This window comes from Sphingomonas sp. SphC10 (assembly GCF_057004845.1).
Window position 1 is genome coordinate 2,046,395 of sequence record NZ_CM168044.1, and the last position, 17,186, is coordinate 2,063,580.

Annotated in this window: 23 protein-coding genes and 1 riboswitch; of the genes, 11 read left to right on the forward strand and 12 right to left on the reverse strand. The window is 68.6% G+C overall.

Annotated elements, in window-relative coordinates:
- Positions 1–93 precede the first annotated feature (93 nt).
- The 3 genes from ACWKSV_RS09220 to ACWKSV_RS09230 are packed head-to-tail and all read right to left on the reverse strand — an operon-like array spanning position 94 to position 1,651.
- Positions 94–777, reverse strand: a complete 684-nt coding sequence (locus ACWKSV_RS09220; RefSeq protein ID WP_076717188.1) for an ATP12 family chaperone protein — start codon at positions 775–777, stop codon at positions 94–96.
- Positions 774–989 (reverse strand): hypothetical protein, encoded by a 216-nt coding sequence (locus ACWKSV_RS09225; protein ID WP_056433321.1) that lies wholly within the window; start codon positions 987–989, stop codon positions 774–776. Before ACWKSV_RS09225 ends, ACWKSV_RS09220 begins: the two co-directional genes overlap by 4 nt.
- Complete coding sequence (locus ACWKSV_RS09230; protein ID WP_076717190.1) at positions 986–1,651, reverse strand: HAD-IA family hydrolase; 666 nt, start codon at positions 1,649–1,651, stop codon at positions 986–988. The genes ACWKSV_RS09225 and ACWKSV_RS09230 overlap by 4 nt, the downstream gene beginning before the upstream one ends.
- Before the next feature lie 166 nt (positions 1,652–1,817).
- On the opposite strand from ACWKSV_RS09230, the gene ACWKSV_RS09235 reads away from it, so the two are divergent.
- From ACWKSV_RS09235 to ACWKSV_RS09245, 3 genes are all read left to right on the forward strand, one after another.
- Positions 1,818–2,207, forward strand: a complete 390-nt coding sequence (locus tag ACWKSV_RS09235) for a glycine zipper 2TM domain-containing protein (RefSeq protein WP_056433325.1) — start codon at positions 1,818–1,820, stop codon at positions 2,205–2,207.
- A gap of 124 nt (positions 2,208–2,331) precedes the next feature.
- Entirely contained in the window at positions 2,332–2,667 is a 336-nt protein-coding gene (locus tag ACWKSV_RS09240; RefSeq protein ID WP_172839686.1) for a PadR family transcriptional regulator, read from the forward strand.
- Positions 2,664–3,269, forward strand: coding sequence for an HAAS signaling domain-containing protein (locus ACWKSV_RS09245; RefSeq protein ID WP_076717193.1), 606 nt, complete (start codon positions 2,664–2,666; stop codon positions 3,267–3,269). Before ACWKSV_RS09240 ends, ACWKSV_RS09245 begins: the two co-directional genes overlap by 4 nt.
- A gap of 97 nt (positions 3,270–3,366) precedes the next feature.
- Here ACWKSV_RS09245 and ACWKSV_RS09250 read toward each other — a convergent pair whose 3' ends face one another.
- From ACWKSV_RS09250 to ACWKSV_RS09260, 3 genes are read right to left on the reverse strand one after another with little or no spacing between them, the layout of a single operon-like run.
- Positions 3,367–4,461, reverse strand: coding sequence for an RluA family pseudouridine synthase (locus tag ACWKSV_RS09250; RefSeq protein WP_076717195.1), 1,095 nt, complete (start codon positions 4,459–4,461; stop codon positions 3,367–3,369).
- Positions 4,458–4,832, reverse strand: a complete 375-nt coding sequence (crcB, locus tag ACWKSV_RS09255; RefSeq protein ID WP_076717196.1) for a fluoride efflux transporter CrcB — start codon at positions 4,830–4,832, stop codon at positions 4,458–4,460. Before crcB ends, ACWKSV_RS09250 begins: the two co-directional genes overlap by 4 nt.
- A gap of 60 nt (positions 4,833–4,892) precedes the next feature.
- Complete coding sequence (locus tag ACWKSV_RS09260) at positions 4,893–5,627, reverse strand: hypothetical protein (RefSeq protein WP_083706696.1); 735 nt, start codon at positions 5,625–5,627, stop codon at positions 4,893–4,895.
- 276 nt (positions 5,628–5,903) lie between these two features.
- Here ACWKSV_RS09260 and ACWKSV_RS09265 point away from each other — a divergent pair, with 276 nt between their 5' ends.
- Positions 5,904–6,125: a hypothetical protein gene (locus ACWKSV_RS09265; RefSeq protein WP_076717198.1), complete on the forward strand. Its 222-nt coding sequence runs from the start codon at positions 5,904–5,906 to the stop codon at positions 6,123–6,125.
- A gap of 56 nt (positions 6,126–6,181) precedes the next feature.
- Here the strand turns inward: ACWKSV_RS09265 and ACWKSV_RS09270 are convergent, their stop codons facing one another.
- Positions 6,182–6,745, reverse strand: coding sequence for a glycine zipper 2TM domain-containing protein (locus ACWKSV_RS09270; protein WP_076717199.1), 564 nt, complete (start codon positions 6,743–6,745; stop codon positions 6,182–6,184).
- A gap of 176 nt (positions 6,746–6,921) precedes the next feature.
- The gene (locus ACWKSV_RS09275) at positions 6,922–7,230 is read right to left on the reverse strand and encodes a glycine zipper 2TM domain-containing protein (RefSeq protein ID WP_042484532.1); all 309 of its coding nucleotides are present in this window, start codon (positions 7,228–7,230) and stop codon (positions 6,922–6,924) included.
- 136 nt (positions 7,231–7,366) lie between these two features.
- Here ACWKSV_RS09275 and ACWKSV_RS09280 point away from each other — a divergent pair, with 136 nt between their 5' ends.
- Positions 7,367–8,005, forward strand: a complete 639-nt coding sequence (locus tag ACWKSV_RS09280; RefSeq protein WP_076717207.1) for a trimeric intracellular cation channel family protein — start codon at positions 7,367–7,369, stop codon at positions 8,003–8,005.
- A gap of 102 nt (positions 8,006–8,107) precedes the next feature.
- Here the strand turns inward: ACWKSV_RS09280 and fumC are convergent, their stop codons facing one another.
- Positions 8,108–9,508, reverse strand: coding sequence for a class II fumarate hydratase (gene fumC, locus ACWKSV_RS09285; RefSeq protein ID WP_076717208.1), 1,401 nt, complete (start codon positions 9,506–9,508; stop codon positions 8,108–8,110).
- 101 nt (positions 9,509–9,609) lie between these two features.
- Positions 9,610–9,794: riboswitch (cobalamin riboswitch) on the forward strand.
- A gap of 90 nt (positions 9,795–9,884) precedes the next feature.
- Here fumC and ACWKSV_RS09290 point away from each other — a divergent pair.
- From ACWKSV_RS09290 to cobS, 4 genes are read left to right on the forward strand one after another with little or no spacing between them, the layout of a single operon-like run.
- On the forward strand, positions 9,885–10,292 hold the full coding sequence (locus tag ACWKSV_RS09290) for a DUF1636 domain-containing protein (protein ID WP_056433352.1): 408 nt from the start codon (positions 9,885–9,887) through the stop codon (positions 10,290–10,292).
- Positions 10,289–11,299, forward strand: a complete 1,011-nt coding sequence (gene cobT / locus ACWKSV_RS09295) for a nicotinate-nucleotide--dimethylbenzimidazole phosphoribosyltransferase (protein WP_191864543.1) — start codon at positions 10,289–10,291, stop codon at positions 11,297–11,299. The genes ACWKSV_RS09290 and cobT overlap by 4 nt, the downstream gene beginning before the upstream one ends.
- Positions 11,296–11,853 (forward strand): histidine phosphatase family protein, encoded by a 558-nt coding sequence (locus ACWKSV_RS09300; RefSeq protein WP_076717211.1) that lies wholly within the window; start codon positions 11,296–11,298, stop codon positions 11,851–11,853. Before cobT ends, ACWKSV_RS09300 begins: the two co-directional genes overlap by 4 nt.
- Positions 11,850–12,566, forward strand: coding sequence for an adenosylcobinamide-GDP ribazoletransferase (gene cobS, locus ACWKSV_RS09305; protein ID WP_076717213.1), 717 nt, complete (start codon positions 11,850–11,852; stop codon positions 12,564–12,566). The genes ACWKSV_RS09300 and cobS overlap by 4 nt, the downstream gene beginning before the upstream one ends.
- Here the strand turns inward: cobS and ACWKSV_RS09310 are convergent.
- Genes ACWKSV_RS09310 through ACWKSV_RS09320 form a run of 3 tightly spaced genes read right to left on the reverse strand, consistent with a single transcriptional unit; the run spans position 12,551 to position 15,913 of the window.
- Entirely contained in the window at positions 12,551–14,005 is a 1,455-nt protein-coding gene (locus tag ACWKSV_RS09310) for a cobyric acid synthase (protein ID WP_076717215.1), read from the reverse strand. The two genes, cobS and ACWKSV_RS09310, sit on opposite strands and share 16 nt — an antisense overlap.
- A complete protein-coding gene (gene cbiB, locus ACWKSV_RS09315; RefSeq protein WP_076717217.1) occupies positions 13,993–14,931 on the reverse strand; it encodes an adenosylcobinamide-phosphate synthase CbiB in 939 nt (312 codons plus the stop codon). Before cbiB ends, ACWKSV_RS09310 begins: the two co-directional genes overlap by 13 nt.
- On the reverse strand, positions 14,924–15,913 hold the full coding sequence (locus ACWKSV_RS09320) for an aminotransferase class I/II-fold pyridoxal phosphate-dependent enzyme (RefSeq protein WP_237243422.1): 990 nt from the start codon (positions 15,911–15,913) through the stop codon (positions 14,924–14,926). The genes cbiB and ACWKSV_RS09320 overlap by 8 nt, the downstream gene beginning before the upstream one ends.
- 27 nt (positions 15,914–15,940) lie before the next feature.
- On the opposite strand from ACWKSV_RS09320, the gene cobU reads away from it, so the two are divergent.
- On the forward strand, positions 15,941–16,465 hold the full coding sequence (gene cobU / locus ACWKSV_RS09325; protein WP_076718345.1) for a bifunctional adenosylcobinamide kinase/adenosylcobinamide-phosphate guanylyltransferase: 525 nt from the start codon (positions 15,941–15,943) through the stop codon (positions 16,463–16,465).
- Positions 16,465–17,064, forward strand: coding sequence for a cob(I)yrinic acid a,c-diamide adenosyltransferase (gene cobO, locus ACWKSV_RS09330; protein ID WP_443026367.1), 600 nt, complete (start codon positions 16,465–16,467; stop codon positions 17,062–17,064). Before cobU ends, cobO begins: the two co-directional genes overlap by 1 nt.
- Positions 17,065–17,186: the final 122 nt, after the last annotated feature.

Below are 17,186 nucleotides of genomic sequence, written 5' to 3' on the forward strand. Positions count from 1 at the left end.
GTAGGCGGGAACCCGCGCGGGGCGACCGGCAGCGCCCCCAACCCCGTTCGGGCTGAGCGCAGTCAAAGCCTACGCCCTGCCCTCGAAACACACTTACCCCAGCGCCTTCAAGAACCGCACCGCCGCGTCGAACTCGCGCCGCTTGGCCTCCCGGGCCTCGACGGCGAGGTAATCCTCACCCCATTGCTCCGCCTGGAAATCCTCGTCGACATGTGCGGCGGTCCAGATCGTGTCGACATCCGCCGCATCCTCCAGCAACGCCAGCGCCAGCACCAACGACCCCGTGATCGTCACCACCGGCGACAGCGCGGCCAACCGGAAGGGATCGAGCGCCGCCACCGCGTGCGCCAGTCGTTCGACGGTCGCGGATGGCTGGGGCCGGTGCATGATCCCCGTCACCAGCGTGAAATGCACGTCGTAGCGGTCGCGCGCCCAGTCGAGCAGCGGGTTCCACACCGCATCTTGCCGCGCCACCAGTTCGGGCGGCGAGTCGGCGCGGTAACAAAGCAGGTCGCTCTCCGCATAGCGCGCCAGCCCTTCGGCAAAGGGCGCCGGGTCCGCGCCGATCCGATCGATCGCCGCATTGGCGAGGCCCGTCAGCGGCATGGCGCGCGGATCGACTATTTCCTCGACACCGCGCCACTCGCCCGCGACCGCCTCGGCCAGTGCAGGCGTCGGCAGCGCCAGCGGCACCCGCCCCGGCGTGCGCACCGGCCGGTCGTCCAGCCGCACCACCTGCTCGGCATCGACCGAGACGTCCTTCCAGAATCGCTTCATTCGCCTCCGCTCCGCCAGCGATGCGCCAGACCGGCGGGCACGATCGCGATCATCGCCAGCGCCGACAGGATGATGGCGACGCCCAACGCCTTGTGCGGCCATGCCACTCCGCGTGAGGCAAGCACCACGCCGAACAGCGCGCCCGCCACGCCGATCAGGCGCACCCCCATGATGATGAACCAGTGCCGCCGCGCGCGCGTGTCGCCGCTCATGGCCGCACCAGCAGGGCGGGCAGATCCGCGACCTCTTGCGCCACGACCTCGGCGCCTGCGTTCACCAACTCTTTCACGTCATGATATCCCCAGGCGACGCCGACCGCGAAGGCGCCCGCCGCCTTGCCCATCGCCATGTCGAAGCTCGTATCGCCGATCATCGCGACATCCTGTGCCGCCACGCCGGTCTCGGCCATGGCGGCGAGCACCATCGACGGGTCGGGTTTGGAGGGATGCCGGTCGGCGGTTTGCAGCGTGACGAAATGATGGGCCAGGCCATGTTCGGCCAATACCCGTGTCAGCCCGCGATCCGACTTGCCCGTCGCCACGCCCATCAGCCAGCCCTCCCCCGCCAGATGCTCGAGCAGCGCCGGGATGCCGTCGAACAGCGGCTCGGGCTCCATCGCGCCCGCCGTGCGCAGGCGGAAGAAGGCGTCCTTATAGTCGCTGGCCAACTGGTGGTGCATCGTGTCGGCTTGGTCGGGGGCGAGCACGCGCATCGCCTCGACCAGGCTCAACCCGACGATCCGGCGAATCCCAGGGGCGGGCGGCGGCGTAAGGTCCGCCATGGTGAACGCCTCGACGGCGGCGAGACAGATATTGGCCTGGCTATCGACCAGAGTGCCGTCACAATCGAACAGGGCAAGGCGCGGGCGCGTCATCGCTCCCTCCTATCGGCAAGCCCGGCGCGGGGGAAGCATGACGTTTCGGATGAACAACAGCTAACAACCGCATTCAGCATTGGAACATGGCGAATCACCCATAAGGGCTTCAACGACGACGGGAATCACCCCGCCGCCGCCGGTTTGAAGATCAAGGGAGATCGTGATGTTCAAGAAGCTTTCGCTCGCTGCCGCCGCCCTTGCCGTCGGCGCAACGGCCATGGTTCCGACCGCCGCTTCGGCACAGCGTTACTACGACCGTTATGACCGCGCCTATGGCGACGCCTATTCGGACGGTTACAATCGCGGCCCGCGCTATGATCGCGGCTATTACGACCGTGGCGGGTACAATCGCGGCTATTACAATCGTGGCCCGCAGCGCTGCAACAACGGCACCACGGGCACCATCGTCGGCGCGATCGCGGGTGGCCTGCTGGGTCGCACGATCGACACGCGGGGCGACCGTACGCTCGGCACGATCCTGGGTGGTGGCGCCGGCGCGCTGGCCGGTAACGCGATCGAAAAGTCGAACAACCCCGGCTATTGCCGTCGCTAACGGGACGGGGGCGCAAGCCCCCTCCCCTGACATCAAAGGCCCCGTCGACCCCGGTCGGCGGGGCCTTTCCGTTTGCTCGTCAAAGCACCTTGCATAGCAAGGTATGATGCATTATTTTTCTTGTATGGATATCGGAAGCTGGCAATCGCAGTTGCGCAAAGGGGCCGCAGAGCTGGTGCTGCTGTCGGTCCTGACTCGCGGCGAAGCCTATGGCCTGGAAATCCTTGGCCGCATCCGGGCGGGGGGCGATTTGGTCAGCGAGGGCAGCCTGTATCCGCTTCTCGCCCGGCTGGAGAAAGCGGGCCGCATCGCCGGCCGTTGGGAATTGCCAGCCGAGGGCGGCAACCCGCGCAAATATTACAGCCTCACCCCGGAGGGCGCGGCGCTGGCCGAAGCGATGCGCGCGGCCTGGGTCGATTTCCGAACCACCATCACCAGCCTAGTCGAGGATCAGCCATGACCGAGCCTGCCCGCCTCATCGCCGATTATGTCCGCCGTCTGCGCTGGTCGTTGCAGGTGATCCCGGCCGAGGATCGCGACGGCCTCGTCCGCGAAATAGAAAGCCATCTGACCGACAGCCTGGCGGCGGGACACGATTCGCTCGAAGCCACGATCGCGGCGATGGGACCGCCTCATGCGATGGCCGCGCGCTATATTCAGGAGTTTCGGCTGGCCGGGGCGCTGGGTGACGATCGCCCTGCCCCGCTGATCCACGCGCTGTTGATACGGTCGGGACGCAGCGTGGCGGCGTTCGGCGGGGTGCTGGCCGCCATGCTGCTCTATCTGTTCGCGCTGTGCTTCGCGGCGGTCGCGATCGTGAAGCCGCTCTTTCCCAGCCATGTCGGGCTTTGGTCACTGCCGCAAGGATCGGCCTTCGGCATTCTCACCGATCCCCCCGCAGCGCCGGAAATGATGGGGCTGTGGATTCTGCCGCTCACTCTCGCCGGGGCGCTCGCCTGCTACGCACTGGCGACGCTGGTCCTGCGCGGCACGGGCGGCATGTGTTGCGCGCATCCCACTGATCCTCCCCGGCACGGGGAGGGGGCAGGGCGACAGCCCTGACGGAGGGGGGCGTACGGCAATGCATGTCCCTTGCCGTACGCCCCCTCCACCATGCTGCGCATGGTCCCCCTCCCCTTGAAGGGGAGGAAAAGACGGATCAGCGCGCCCCTCGTCCCCGCCGTTCGCCGCGGCGTTCCTTGCGATACTGTTTGGCATGGGCCTTGGCGAGCTGCTTCAGGACTTCCTTGGGCGGCGGGCCACGATCCTCGTCCTGGGGCAGGACATCGCCGCGAATCTCGTCGAAGCCCAGCTGGTTCATCGATTCAGCGAAGTGGCTGGGCAGTTCTGCAGTCTGGTCGATGCGGCCGCCATCGGGATGGTCCACGCGGATGCGCCGGGCGTGGAGATGCATCTTGCGGCTGATCCCGCCGGTCAGGAACGCCGCCGCGCCGCCATATTTACCGTCGCCGACAATGGGATGCCCAATCGCCGCCATGTGCACGCGCAACTGGTGGGTGCGGCCGGTGAAGGGCTGCAACTCGACCCAGCAACAGCTGTTGCCCGCCCGTTCGATCACCCGGTAGCGCGAGCGCGCCGACTGGCCGTTTTCCTCGTCGACATGCATCTTCTCGCCGCCGGTGCCCGGCTGCTTGGCGATAGGCAGCTCGATCGTGCCATCGTCGATCGAGGGCACGCCGACGACCAGTGCCCAGTAGATCTTCTTGGCGGTGCGCCCCGAAAAGGCCTTGGCGAAAAACGCCGCCGCGCGAGCATTGCGCGCGACCAGCAGCGCGCCCGACGTATCCTTGTCCAACCGGTGGACCAGCTTGGGCCGCCCCTCCGCCTCGAACTGCAATGCGTCGAGCAGGCCATCGACATGGGTGGTCGTCTTGGTCCCGCCCTGCGTCGCCAGACCCGGCGGCTTGTTGAGGACCAGCGCGTCGCGATCCTTGTGGATCACCATCTCGCGCGCGAACGACTCCTCGTCTTCGGACAGGATATGGCGCGGGCGCATCGTCGGCTTGCTGCTCTCGGCCAGCGCGGGCTCGGCGGGGGGCACCCGCAGCACCTGGCCCGCCGCGATCCGGTCGCCCGGCGTCGCGCGCAGCCCGTCGACGCGCAACTGGCCGGTGCGCGCCCATTTGGCGACGGTGGTGAAGCTGGTGTCGGGCATATGCCGCTTGAACCAGCGGTCCAGCCGGATGCCGTCATCGTCATAGCCGACCGTGAATTGGCGGACAGAGTCCGTCATGCGAAAATCCTTGTTATCGAAAGTCCGGCCCAAAGCGCGGCCAGCGAACCCAGCAACGACAAGGCGACATAACCGAGCGCGACCGTGATCTGGCCGCGTTCGATCAGGGTGATGGTATCGAGCGAGAAGGAGGAGAAGGTGGTGAACCCTCCCAAAATCCCGACGCCGATGAACAGCCGCCACCCCTCCGTGCCGCCGGTCCGGGCGAGAACGCCGGCCAGCAATCCCATCAGCAGACCACCGACCCAGTTGACGGTCAGCGTGCCATAGGGAAAGTCCGGGCCGAACGCATCGAGCATCTGGCGGCCGGTCCAATACCGGGCCCCCGAACCCAATGCGCCGCCCAGCATCACGAGAAAAAGCGGTGACATGATCGCCGTCCCTTAGCGCAACCCCGTCACCCGCGCAAAGGACAAGCGTAAGGGTGCGGTTCAGCCGCCTCGGACGACCAGATCGACATCGGTGCCGCCGTCTGGGCTGGTCGTCGCATAGACCATATAGGCCGCCGCCCCTCGCGTGCCGCCCAGGACATGCTGCGCGCCGTCCAGCTTGTGTTCGGCGCTATAGCCCGCTCCGCTGGCGCGGGTGTAATAATAATCGACGACCTTGGCGGCGGGGGCTGCGGTGCGCAGGCTGACGATACGGAAGGCGCAGCCATTCGCGTCATTGCCCGCCGCCTCCGCGATACGCGAGCCCGGATAGGGGGCGAAGGCCTGCGGCATCCGGTTCGCCCATGTCGCCGAATAGCGCAGGCTCGACAGGCAGGCCGCATTGACCGCCTGCTGCCCCGCCTTGGCCGCCAGCGTGAAGGCCCCGGCCGCGGCACGGCATTCGGGGCAGTCACGTGCGGCGACCGGTGCGGACTTGAGCGTACGGGCATCGACCGGATCGGCGGGCGGCGGCATTGAGGGCAGCTGATCGCTGGCGGGCCGGTTGGGCGGGCGCACCGCGTTGGCGTTCGCGCTTTGGGTGAGGCCGGGGTCGACCATGATCTGCCCGGCCAGCGCCTCGCGCAGTTGCGGGTCGCGCGTCGGGCTGCCGTCGTTCATCGACGCCAGTTCATTGTCGAGCGCGTTCAGCTGCGCATCGTCATCGGACCGGCCGCCGCATGCCGCCAGCAACAGGCAGCCCAGCGGGATCAGGATATAGTGCGACTTCGCCATCATGGGGGACCGTCTAGCATGGGGAGGCGATGCGATCCTTAACGATCGTCACCAATGGGGCCATCCTTAACAGAACCCGCCTGCCCATCCCGGCGAAGGCCGGGATCCAGTTGGGTGAGCGCTTGTGAGTTTCTCCAATTGTCCGCAACTGGACCCCGGCCCTCGCCGGGGTGGTGCTTTGGGAAGCGCATGGCCAACTTTTTACCACCATACCCCATCATGACAGGATATGGACGGCCGCGCTTGTAGACCGGGCCCCTCCACGCCATCTTCCAACCCATGCTGAACCTGTTCTCGATCGTCATCGGCCTGGTCGCGCTTCTGCTCGGGATCGTGCCCTTCCTGCCCTTTTTCGCCTGGGGTTACTGGTTCGTGATCCCCATCGCGATCGTCGGCGCGGCCCTGGGGGCGCTGTCGTCGCGCAATACGGGGCGCAATCTGAACCTGATCCTCATCCTGATCTTCGGTCTTCGCCTGATGCTGGGCGGCGGCTTCATCTGAACGACGAACGGCCCGGCAGGTCTCCCCGCCGGGCCGTCCTTTACGCCGTCCGCCGGTTAGCGGCAGCGAACCTGGCCGCGGTCGATCTGCTGGCCGAGTAGTGCGCCGCCGCCAGCCCCGATCACCGTGCCCAGCAGGCGCGAACCGCCGCCCGCGATCACATTGCCCAGCGCGCCACCCGCCAGGCCACCGATGACCAGACCGGTCGTGCCGTCATTGCGGCGGCAGTAATAGCGACCGTTCATGCCGCGATAGATGCGGTCGTTGCGGCCGAGCGCGCGCGGCTGGTAATAGCGGCCGTCGCGATAATAGCGTTCGGGATAGTAACCGCGCTGGCCCGGCTCGAAGCGGTTATAGTCGTAGTTGCGCCAGCGGACGTTGCGCATGTCGCGGCGGTAATCCTTGCGGGCATCGCGGATATCCTCGCGATATTCACGGCGCGCTTCGCGGACGTCGCGCGGCGAATCGGCGCGGCGGACATCGCGATTATAGTCGCGGCGGGCATCGCGCACGTCTTCGCGATATTCCTGACGGGCTTCCCAGCCGTTCCGCTGCGCCTCGGCAGGGATGGCGGAAAAGGCGGTGGCGGCTATCGTCGCCGTCAACAGAGCAATACGCATACTCGAACTCCCGTTGATGATGGGAGGAAGAACCCGCACTTATCCCGCTTGTTGCGTGAACCGAAAACTACTTGGCGTTCACTATCGAGACAGAATCATCTGTTTGATTTTTCAAACAAAAAAGGGCGCCACCCGAAGGTGACGCCCCCTGTTTTCCCGCCAGGGGGAAAGCCGGTTCAGCGGCAGCGGCGGTTGCTCGTGCCGCGCTCGATCTCGCGACCGGCGAGCGCGCCGACGGCGGCACCGCCCAGCGTACCCAGCGTGCGGTCGCCGCGCGTATCGATCGTGCGGCCCAGCAGCGCACCCGCGACGCCACCGACGACCAGACCCGTCGTGCCGTCCGGCTTGCGGCAGCGGACGCGGCCACGGTCATCGCGCCATTCGCGATACTTGTAGCGGCGCTGCGCGTCGGCGGCGGTCACCGGCAGGACCAGCGTGGGGACGACCATCGCGGTGCAACCCAGGGCAAGCATCAATTTCCGCATCACAAATTTCCTTTCAAATTGATCTGACGCCGTAACGTCCCACTTCTACCGTCCGTTGCATGAACGGGAGATAACGTCACGTTCATCCTCGCGCCGCCCTTTCCCCCCGCGAAGGGCCGCTCTAGGGTCGCCCGCGATGCTGCCTCAACCCACCGCCATGCTGCCCGCCGTGATGCCCTGGCTCGACCTGGCGGGGCTGGCCGTGTTCGCCGTGTCGGGCGCGCTGGTCGCGGCCAAGCACCGCCAGACGATGGTCACGCTGGTCTTCTTTGCGCTGATCACCGGGGTCGGCGGGGGGACGCTGCGCGACCTGCTGATCGATGCGCCGGTCTTCTGGGTGCACGACGCCCGCGTGCCGCTCGTCTGCCTGATCGCGGCGGTCGCGGTCTGGGCGACACCTGCGCGCTGGTGGCGGGGCAGCGCGCTCGACTGGTTCGACGCGGTGGGGCTGGCGGCCTATGCCGTGTACGGCGCGGCCAAGGCGAGCGGCTATGGTATCACCCCCATCCCGGCGGCGATGCTGGGCGTGGTGTCGGCCTGTGTCGGCGGCATCATCCGCGACGTGATCGCGGGCGAACCGTCGATCCTGATGCGGCCGGAGCTGTACGTGACGGCGGCGGCGCTGTCCTCGACCAGCTATGTGATCCTGATGCAATTGGGAGTGCCGGGCGCCGGGCCGATCGCGGCGCTGGCGGGGTTCGTGCTGCGCGGAGCGGCGATCCGGTATCGGATCGCCTTGCCTGCCTATCCGGCCAAAGGGTGGGATCGGGGGTAGGCGCTGGGGCGTGGCCTTCGACTTCGCTCAGGCTGAACGGATGTTTATATCCCGTCCCAACCGCCGTTCAGGCTGAGCGAAGTCGAAGCCCAAGGGAATCCCTCACCGCCCCAGCATCAACTCCGGCCGCACAACCCGATCGAAGGTCGCCTCGTCGACCAGCCCCAGTTCCAGCCCGGCCTCCTTCAGCGTCTGCCCCTTCTGATGCGCGTGCTTGGCGATCTTGGCGGCATTGTCGTAACCGATCTCGGGCGCCAGCGCCGTCACCAGCATCAGCGAACGGTCGAGCAACTCGGTGATCCGGTCGCGATTGACCGTCATCCCCTCGACCGTCCGCTCGGCGAAACTCTCCATCCCGACCGACAGCAAGTGGATCGAGCGCAGCACGTTCGCCCCGATCAGCGGCTTGAAGACGTTCAGCTCCAGATGCCCCTGAAGCCCGCCGACCGTGACGGCGGCATTGTTGCCGATCACCTGCGCGGCGACCATGGTCAGCATCTCGCACTGGGTCGGATTGACCTTGCCCGGCATGATCGAGCTGCCCGGCTCGTTGGCGGGCAGTTCCAGCTCGCCCAGCCCCGAGCGCGGGCCGGAGCCTAGCAAACGGATGTCGTTGGCGATCTTGGTCAGCGCCACGGCCAGGACATTCAGCGTCCCATGCAGGTCGACCAGCCCGTCATTGCTGGCCAGCGCCTCGAACTTGTTGGGCGCGGTCACGAAGTCGAGACCGGTCACCTCGGCGATCTCCGCTGCGATCGCCTCGGCAAAGCCGTTCGGCGCGTTCAGCCCGGTGCCGACCGCCGTCCCTCCCTGCGCGAGCGGCAGGATGTTGCGGTGGAGCGTCCCCTCGATCCGGTCGCGGGCATTGGCGAGTTGCTGCACATAGCCCGAAAATTCCTGGCCCAGGGTCAGCGGGGTCGCGTCCTGCAAATGGGTGCGGCCGATCTTGACGATCGAATCCCATTCCTTCGCCTTGGCCTCCAGCGCCGCATGGAGCCGGTCGAGGGCGGGAAAAAGCTGCCTCGTCACGGCAATCGCGGCGGCGACGTGGAGTGCGGTCGGAAAAGTGTCGTTGGACGACTGGCCGCGATTCACATCGTCATTGGGGTGGACCGGCGACTTGCCGCCGCGCTTGGCCGTCAGCATCTCGTTGGCGCGGCCCGCAATCACCTCGTTTGCGTTCATGTTGGACTGGGTGCCGGAGCCGGTCTGCCAGATGACGAGCGGGAACTGCTCGTCATGGCGCCCGTCGATCACCTCCTGCGCCGCCGCCTCGATCGCATCGGCCTTGTCCGCCGCCAGGCCATGGGCGCGATTGATCCGCGCCGCCGCCTTCTTCACGATGGCGAGGGCATGGACGATACCGATCGGCATCTGCTCGCGCGCGCCGAAGGGAAAATTCTCCAGGCTGCGCTCGGTCTGCGCGCCCCAATAGGCGCTGGCGGGAACTTCGATGGGGCCGATCGAATCGGTTTCGGTGCGGGTGGTGGCGTTCTGGGTCATGCGACAGGGACTCACCGATGGGGTCAGGGGTTCCACCCATATAGTCACCGCGACGCCGACGGACGAGGGCACGACGCTTGCCACCCGGCCCCTGCCCGCCTATCGCCGCCCTCGCGACAGGTTCCTCGAAAGAGGATGAAAAGGGAATGGGGTGCGACACCCCGGCTGCCCCTGCAACTGTAAGCGGCGAGCCGCCCGCCACGACGCCATTGGGCTAATCCCCGAGAAGGCGGCGGACCGGCCCCGACCCGCGAGCCAGGAGACCTGCCCGTCGTGGTCGTCCTTCGGCTGGTCAGGGTGTACCGGACGGAACGGGGCTTTCCCCTCGCGCGGCGACAGCGCCTTTGGAGACTTGCCCGATGTACGAGCCCTTTTCATGCTGAAGCCCGCCGCGAACGGCCCCGCCGTGGTCGCCTGCAACACCTGCCGCCTGTCCGACGAGGCGCGCGAAAACGACCAGGGCCAGCGCGGCGGCGCGCTGCTGGTCGAGGCGTTGCGCCGGGTGCAGGCGTCCGACCCTGCTTATGCCGAGGTCGCGGTCGAGGAGATGCCCTGTCTCTTCGCCTGCCAGTCCTTCTGCACCGTCCATCTGCGCTGCCCCGGCAAGGTCGGATACGTCATGGGCAAGTTCACCCCCGATGACGACGCCGCGCGCGCCATATTGGACTATGCCCGCGCCTATGCCGACAGCGACTGGGGACAGGTGCCCTACAAGCAATGGCCGCAAGGGGTGAAAGGCCATTTCCTCACCCGCACGCCCCCCGAAGGATATGTCGTCGAATGACCGCTTTCCCCGACATCGCCGCGTTCGAGACGGCACTCGCCACCCTGCCCCGGCCCGACGACCAGGCCCGCGCCGCCGCAAGCGCGAGACAGGGCCAGTTGACCAAGCCGCCGGGTTCGCTGGGCCGCCTGGAGGACATCGCGATCTTCCTCGCCGGATGGCAGGGCGTCGAGCGGCCCCGGATCGAGCGCGGCCGCGTGGTCATCTTCGCGGGCAATCACGGCGTCACCGCGCGCGGGGTCAGCGCCTTTCCGGCCGAGGTGACGGAACTGATGGTCGCCAATTTCGCCGCCGGAGGGGCCGCGATCAACGCGCTGGCGGCGGCGGCAGGGCTGGAACTGGCCGTGGTACCGCTCGACCTCGACCGACCGACCGCCGACTTCACGACCGCTCCCGCGATGACCAAGGAAGAGTGCCTGAGCGCGCTGTCCGCCGGGGCCGAGGCGGTGGGCGAGGCCGACCTTCTCGTGCTGGGCGAGATGGGGATCGGCAACAGCACCGCCGCCGCCGCGCTCGCCGCCGCCAGTTTCGGGGGCGGCCCGGCCCTGTGGGTCGGGCCGGGCACGGGGGTCGATGCGCAGGGCGTTCAGCGCAAGGCGGCGGTGGTGGCCGAGGGCCTCGCACTGCACCGCGAACATCTGACCAGCGCCTTCGAAATCCTGCGCCGCCTGGGCGGGCGCGAGATCGCGGCGATGGCGGGCGCAGTGCTGGCCGCGCGGCACAAGCGGATTCCGGTCGTGCTCGACGGCTTTATCGGCACCGCCGCCGTCGCGCCGCTGGCCCATGCCAATCCGGCGATCAGCGCACATTGCCTGTCGGGCCATTGTTCGGCCGAGCCGGGCCATGTCCTGCTGCTCGCCCGGCTGGGGCTGGAGCCGATCCTGTCGCTGGGCATGCGGCTGGGCGAGGCGAGTGGCGCGGCGGTCGCGGTGCAGGTCATCCGTTCCGCGATCGCGGCGCATGACGGCATCGCGACCTTTGCCGAGGCGGGCATCGCGGGCGCGTGACCGGCTTTCGCCTGCATCTGCTCCGTCACGGCGAGCCCGAGCTGACGGGGCGGATGCTGGGCCGCACCGACAGCCCGGCCACGGCCGGGGGCATCGCGGCCTGTGTCGCGCGGGCGGATGGGCTGGACGTCACCCGCCGCATCGCCTCCGACCTGTCGCGCGCGCGCGCCTGTGCCGAGGCGATCGGTCCGGCCGAGATCGATCCGCGCTGGCGGGAACTGGATTTCGGGGACTGGGACGGGCTGGCGGCGGGGGACATCGAGCCGGAGGCGCTGGCCCGCTTCTGGGACGATCCCGATGCCGCCCCGCCACCGGGTGGCGAGCGTTGGTCCGATCTGGTCGCCCGTGTGCGAAGCGCCATCGCCGATCTGTCCCCCGAGCCGACCCTGGTCGTCACCCATGGCGGCGCGATCCGCGCAGCGCTGCATGTCCTGTGCGGGTTCAACCTGCGCGCGACATGGTCGTTCGCGCTGCCCTATGCCGCGCTGGTCACGCTGGAGGTGTGGGACGGCACGCCGCGCAGCGCGCAGGTGACGGGGCTGGCGACGGCATGAAGGCACTGATCGTCGCGCTGGGCTTCCTGACCCGCTTGCCCATGCCGCGCGTCGAGGCGGACGAAGCGGATTTCGCACGCGCCATCCGGCTCTACCCGGTGGCGGGGCTGGTCATCGGAATCATCGTCGCGGGCGCAGGCTGGCTGGGCGCGCGCATCGATCCGTGGACGGGCGCGCTGGCGGCACTGATTGCCTGGGTCTGGGCGACGGGGGCGCTGCATCTGGATGGGCTGGCCGACCTGTCCGACGGGCTGGGCGCGGCGCATGGCGATCGTTCGCGCTTGCTGGCGGTAATGGCCGATCCGCATATCGGCAGCTTCGGCGTAGTCGCGCTGGCGATGCAGTTGATCGCCAAGTTGGTGCTGCTCCACGCCCTGCCGCTCGGCGCATGGCCGATGGTCGCGCTGATCCCGGCGGCGGCGCGGGTCGGGCCGCTGGTCTGGGCGCGACTGTTGACCCCGCTTCGTCCCGGAGGGCTGGGCGCGATGGTCGCCCGCGCGGTGCGGCCGGTCGACATGATCGGCTGGATACTCGCAGGCCTAGCGCTGGGCCTGTTCTATCCGCCGCTGGCGACCGCACCGCTCGTCATCCTGGCGCTGTCGCTCTGGTTCCGGCGCAAGCTGGGCGGGGTGACGGGCGACGTACATGGCGCAGGGATAGAGCTGACCGAAACCGCGCTGCTCCTCGCCGCCGTCCTTTACGTCCTGCCCTGAGCGATCCGCAGCAGCGCGTCGCAATCGACATGCGCCTCCAGCACGGCGGCGATGGTGTCGAGCGCAGCATCAACATCGGCGCGGTGATCCGGCCCCTGCCCCGCCACGCCGATCCGCGCCAGCCACGCGGCGCGCTGCCCCGCCTGCCCAAGCAGGCCATGGACATAGCTGCCCGCCACCAGCCCATCGGCGCGGATCGCCCCCTCCACGCGGCCATCGGCGAGATGGCCGACCGGACGCGCCGTATCGGGGCCGCTGGTGCGCCCGAGATGGATTTCATAACCCGAGAAGGACGCGCCCAGCGCCTCGCCCGTGACCCGCCGCACGGTCTTCTCGCCGGTGAGCACGGTCTCCACGTCGAGCAGCCCCAGCCCTTCGACACGTCCTGCAGGCCCTTCGATCCCGTCCGGGTCGGCGACCGAGCGGCCCAGCATCTGATATCCGCCGCACAAGCCCAGCACCGGCCGCCCGCGCCGGACATGCGCGGCGATGTCGATGTCCCAGCCCTGCTCGCGGATAAAGGCCAGGTCGGCGATGGTCGCCTTCGACCCCGCCAGTACGATCATCGCGGCGTCGGGGATCGGCTCGCCGGGGCGGACCATGACCAGATCGACCTGCGGCTCCAGGCGCAGCGGATCGAGATCGTCGAAATTGGCGATGCGCGGCGTGATCGGACAGGCGATGACCACCCGTCCCCCGGCGCCCGTACGGCTCCGCTCCAGAACGACCGCATCCTCGCTGGGCAGTCGCGCGGCGTCCGCCAGCCAGGGGATCAAGCCCAGCGAGTGCCAGCCGGTATGCTCGGCGATCACGCCCATGCCATCGGCAAACAGCGCCGGATCGCCGCGAAACTTGTTGACCAGAAAGCCCCGGATCATCGCGGCATCCTCAGGCGCGATCACCGCCTTGGTCCCGACCAGGGACGCGATCACCCCGCCCCGATCGATATCGCCCGCCAGCACCACCGGCACATTCGCCGCGCGCGCAAAGCCCATATTGGCGATGTCGCCGCTGCGCAGGTTGACCTCGGCGGGCGACCCGGCGCCCTCGACGATCACGAGATCGCACTGCGCCTCCAAACGGCGATAGCAGTCGACCACCTCGGGAAGCAGCCCGATCCGCCCCTCGCGCCACTTCGATGCTGGCAGCATCCCCCGCACCTGCCCGCGCACGATCAATTGCGAGGTGCGGTCGCCCTGCGGCTTCAGCAGCACCGGGTTCATGTCGACATGGGCGAGCACCCGCGCCGCCATCGCCTGGGTCGCCTGCGCCCGCCCGATCTCGCCGCCATCGGGCGTGGCGGCGGCGTTGTTGCTCATATTCTGCGGCTTGAAGGGACGAACGCGCAGCCCGCGATTGGCGAAGGCGCGGCACAGCCCCGCTACCAGCACCGACTTGCCCACGTCCGAGCCGGTGCCCTGGATCATCACGCCAGCCATGCGACACTCCCCGCGAGCACCCAGAGCAGCAAGCAGGCGCGTGCATAGATTTGCAGGGCGGTCACGATGTCCTTCGGCGAAGCGGCCCGCCCTTCGCGTCCGATCCACGGCTTGATCTGGGTCACGCCGTCATAGGCGACGGGCCCGGCCAGCGCGACGCCCAGCGCCCCGGCCATCCCCGCCTCGGGCCAGCCCGCATTGGGCGAGGCATGGGCGCGCGCGTCGCGCTTCATCACCGCCCAGCCGCCCGCGCCCGCCAGGCAGACCAGCAACCCGGCGATCCGCGCAGGCACCCAGTTCGCCCCGTCGTCGATCCGCGCCGCCGCCCAGCCGAACGCCCGCCAGCGCGGTTCCTTGTGCCCGATGATGCTGTCGGCGGTGTTGATCGCCTTGTACATCCACACCCCCGGCAGCCCGAGCAGCAGCAGCCAGAAGAGCGGCGCGACGATGCCGTCGCAAAAGCTCTCGGCCAGCGTCTCGATCGCGGCGCGCGACACGCCCGCCTGGTCCAGCCGCCCGGTATCGCGTCCTACCACCCGCGCGACCAGTGCTCGGGCGGCCAGCAGGTCACCGCGCAGCAACGCGTCGGCCACGGGCCGGACATGCACGTACAGGCTACGCTGCGCGAGGGCGGGCCAGGCTAGCACGGCGCTGGCGATCCAGCCCCAGCGGCCGAGCAGAAGATGCGATTCCCGGTCGATCCCCCATGCTATTCCACCGGTCAGAGCGATCAGGAGGATCATGGTCACGACACCCAGGCCCCGCCGAACGCCCTCGGACCGCCTGGGCGAATTGCCCAGGCGCTCGGCCAGATTCAGGAACCGTGCAAACGCCCCCACCGGATGGCCGACACGTGCGTAAAGCCGGTCCGGCCAGCCGATCGTTGCGTCGAGCGCCAGCGCCACCAGCGCCACCGGATCAGCCATGCCGCAACGCCTCATCCAATCGTTCGAGATCCACGGCCACAGCGGGCACGCCGAAGCGCAGTCGTTCCGGCGCATCGGCAAAGGGCCGGATCAATATGCCCGCCGCTGCCAATCGCTGGAAGATGACGGCCGCCTCCGGTGTCTCGACCATGCGGAACAGCGGACAGGCTCCGCGCGCGATCAGGCCATGACGCGCCAGCACCGCATCCAACGCCGCCGCCCGTTCGACCAAAGCGATCCGGGTCGCCGCGATCCATGCGCGATCGGCATAGGCCGCGCTGCCCCAGCTGATCGCATGGGCCGATACCGGCCAGTCCCCCAGCAGGTCGCGCAGCCGCGCCAATATCTGCGGCGCGGCCATGACGAAGCCCAGCCGCACCCCGGCCAGCCCGAAGAACTTGCCGAACGACCGCAGCACCACGACCTGGTCGCCGCCGTCGAAGCCGCTTCCCGGCATCGCATCGGCAAAGGCCTCGTCCAGGATCAGCCAGCCCCCCGCCCGCGCTTGCGCCGCCGCCAGCCGGGCCAGTCGCTCGGGCGAGCGATAGACGCCATCGGGATTGTTGGGATTGGCGATCAGCAGGCTGCCCGCCTGCCCCGCCCAATCGTCCAGCGCGGACTGATCGACCCGCGCGAAAGCCACCGCGCCGTGGGTGCCATAGCTCGGGCGAACCCCGACGATCGGCTGCGGCACGCCCAGCAGCGGCAACAGGCGAAGCGCCATCTCGCTGCCCGGCACCGCCGCCACCCGCTCCGCCGCGATACCAAAATGCGCCGCCGCCTGTGCTTCCAGACGGGCCAACGCGCTGCGATCCGGCAAGGGGGCGGGATCGACCTCCAGCCCCTCGGGCGGGGTCCAGGGCACCGGGTTGATCCCTGTCGACAGATCCAGCCACGGGCCGGGCGCGTTCGGGAACAGCGCTCTGGCCGCATCGATCCGGCCGCCATGATGGGTCAGCGCCGCCATTTGGGCTTGCGTCATCGGCCCGCTCCCGCGATGCGGACCGGCATGACGAAGCCCCGCACCCTGTTGGTCCTCGGCGGCGCCCGGTCGGGCAAGAGCCGCCATGCGCAGGCACTGGCCGAAGCGATGACGCCCACCGGCTGCTTCATCGCGACCGCGCAGGCCTGGGACGACGAGATGCGCGACCGGATCGCCCGGCACCAGGCCGATCGCGACGAACGCTGGACGACCGTCGAAGCGCCCATGGCCCTGCCGGAAGCGGTCGCCCAGCATAGCCGGGCCGACCGGGTGCTGCTGGTCGACTGCCTGACGCTCTGGCTGACCAACCTGCTGCACGGCGAAGAAGACCTGGCGGCGGCGGGCGACGCGCTGGTCGCGGCGCTGGCAAACGCACCCGGCCCGGTGGTGCTGGTCAGCAACGAGGTCGGCTTCGGCATCGTCCCCGACAATGCGCTCGCCCGTCGCTTCCGCGATGCGCAAGGCACGCTCAACCAGCGGCTGGCGCGGGTGTGCGATGCGACCGATCTGGTGGTGGCGGGGCTTCCCTTGCGGCTTTCAGGAGAGAAATGATGCGAACCGACGCCGAACATGCCGAGCGCATGGCCAAGAAAAAGGCCGCGCAGGACAGCAAGGTCGCCGCCCGCGACGCCGAAAAGGGCCTGATCATCGTCCATACCGGCAAGGGCAAGGGCAAGACGACCGCCGCGCTCGGCATGGTGATGCGCGCGGTCGGCCACGGCATGCGCGTCGGCATGGTCCAGTTCGTGAAGGGCGCGATGACCACCGGCGAGGCGGCGGTGCTGGCGCGCTTTCCCGAGGTGGATTTCCACGCGATGGGCGAAGGCTTCACCTGGAACACCCAGGACCGCAGTCGCGACATCGCCACCGCGCGCACCGCGTGGGAAGAGGTCAAGCGCATGATCGCCGACCCGTCCTACGACCTGATCGTCGCGGACGAGCTGAACATCGTACTTCGCTACGACTATCTGCCGGTGGACGAGGTGCTGGAGGTGCTGAGCACCAAGGGCGCGATGACGCATGTCGTCATTACCGGGCGGAATGCGCCGGACGCGCTGATCGAGGCGGCGGATCTGGTGACGGACATGACGCAGGTGAAGCATCCCTTCCGCGAACAGGGCGTGAAGGCACAGAAAGGGATCGAGTTCTAAGCCCCTCCTCCCGGCAGGGGGGAGGGGTTTGGGGTGGGGGCTCAGCCACGGGCGACACGGCTTGGGGCGAGGCCCTCCCCCAGCCCAGTTGCGGGTGAACGATGCCCCGCATCGTTCAGGCC

Excerpts from the sequence above, each read along its gene's own strand:
- crcB (WP_076717196.1), bottom strand. The coding sequence starts at position 4,832 with ATGTCACCGCTTTTTCTCGTGATGCTGGGCGGCGCATTGGGTTCGGGG.
- fumC (WP_076717208.1), bottom strand. The coding sequence starts at position 9,508 with ATGACCCAGAACGCCACCACCCGCACCGAAACCGATTCGATCGGCCCC.
- ACWKSV_RS09240 (WP_172839686.1), top strand. The coding sequence starts at position 2,332 with ATGGATATCGGAAGCTGGCAATCGCAGTTGCGCAAAGGGGCCGCAGAG.
- ACWKSV_RS09320 (WP_237243422.1), bottom strand. The coding sequence starts at position 15,913 with ATGACGCAAGCCCAAATGGCGGCGCTGACCCATCATGGCGGCCGGATC.
- ACWKSV_RS09250 (WP_076717195.1), bottom strand. The coding sequence starts at position 4,461 with ATGACGGACTCTGTCCGCCAATTCACGGTCGGCTATGACGATGACGGC.
- ACWKSV_RS09225 (WP_056433321.1), bottom strand. The coding sequence starts at position 989 with ATGAGCGGCGACACGCGCGCGCGGCGGCACTGGTTCATCATCATGGGG.
- ACWKSV_RS09235 (WP_056433325.1), top strand. The coding sequence starts at position 1,818 with ATGTTCAAGAAGCTTTCGCTCGCTGCCGCCGCCCTTGCCGTCGGCGCA.
- ACWKSV_RS09280 (WP_076717207.1), top strand. The coding sequence starts at position 7,367 with ATGCTGCCTCAACCCACCGCCATGCTGCCCGCCGTGATGCCCTGGCTC.
- ACWKSV_RS09245 (WP_076717193.1), top strand. The coding sequence starts at position 2,664 with ATGACCGAGCCTGCCCGCCTCATCGCCGATTATGTCCGCCGTCTGCGC.
- ACWKSV_RS09260 (WP_083706696.1), bottom strand. The coding sequence starts at position 5,627 with ATGATGGCGAAGTCGCACTATATCCTGATCCCGCTGGGCTGCCTGTTG.
- cobO (WP_443026367.1), top strand. The coding sequence starts at position 16,465 with ATGCGAACCGACGCCGAACATGCCGAGCGCATGGCCAAGAAAAAGGCC.
- cobT (WP_191864543.1), top strand. The coding sequence starts at position 10,289 with ATGACCGCTTTCCCCGACATCGCCGCGTTCGAGACGGCACTCGCCACC.
- ACWKSV_RS09220 (WP_076717188.1), bottom strand. The coding sequence starts at position 777 with ATGAAGCGATTCTGGAAGGACGTCTCGGTCGATGCCGAGCAGGTGGTG.
- cbiB (WP_076717217.1), bottom strand. The coding sequence starts at position 14,931 with ATGGCTGATCCGGTGGCGCTGGTGGCGCTGGCGCTCGACGCAACGATC.
- ACWKSV_RS09270 (WP_076717199.1), bottom strand. The coding sequence starts at position 6,745 with ATGCGTATTGCTCTGTTGACGGCGACGATAGCCGCCACCGCCTTTTCC.
- ACWKSV_RS09230 (WP_076717190.1), bottom strand. The coding sequence starts at position 1,651 with ATGACGCGCCCGCGCCTTGCCCTGTTCGATTGTGACGGCACTCTGGTC.
- ACWKSV_RS09310 (WP_076717215.1), bottom strand. The coding sequence starts at position 14,005 with ATGGCTGGCGTGATGATCCAGGGCACCGGCTCGGACGTGGGCAAGTCG.
- cobU (WP_076718345.1), top strand. The coding sequence starts at position 15,941 with ATGACGAAGCCCCGCACCCTGTTGGTCCTCGGCGGCGCCCGGTCGGGC.
- ACWKSV_RS09265 (WP_076717198.1), top strand. The coding sequence starts at position 5,904 with ATGCTGAACCTGTTCTCGATCGTCATCGGCCTGGTCGCGCTTCTGCTC.
- cobS (WP_076717213.1), top strand. The coding sequence starts at position 11,850 with ATGAAGGCACTGATCGTCGCGCTGGGCTTCCTGACCCGCTTGCCCATG.
- ACWKSV_RS09290 (WP_056433352.1), top strand. The coding sequence starts at position 9,885 with ATGCTGAAGCCCGCCGCGAACGGCCCCGCCGTGGTCGCCTGCAACACC.
- ACWKSV_RS09275 (WP_042484532.1), bottom strand. The coding sequence starts at position 7,230 with ATGCGGAAATTGATGCTTGCCCTGGGTTGCACCGCGATGGTCGTCCCC.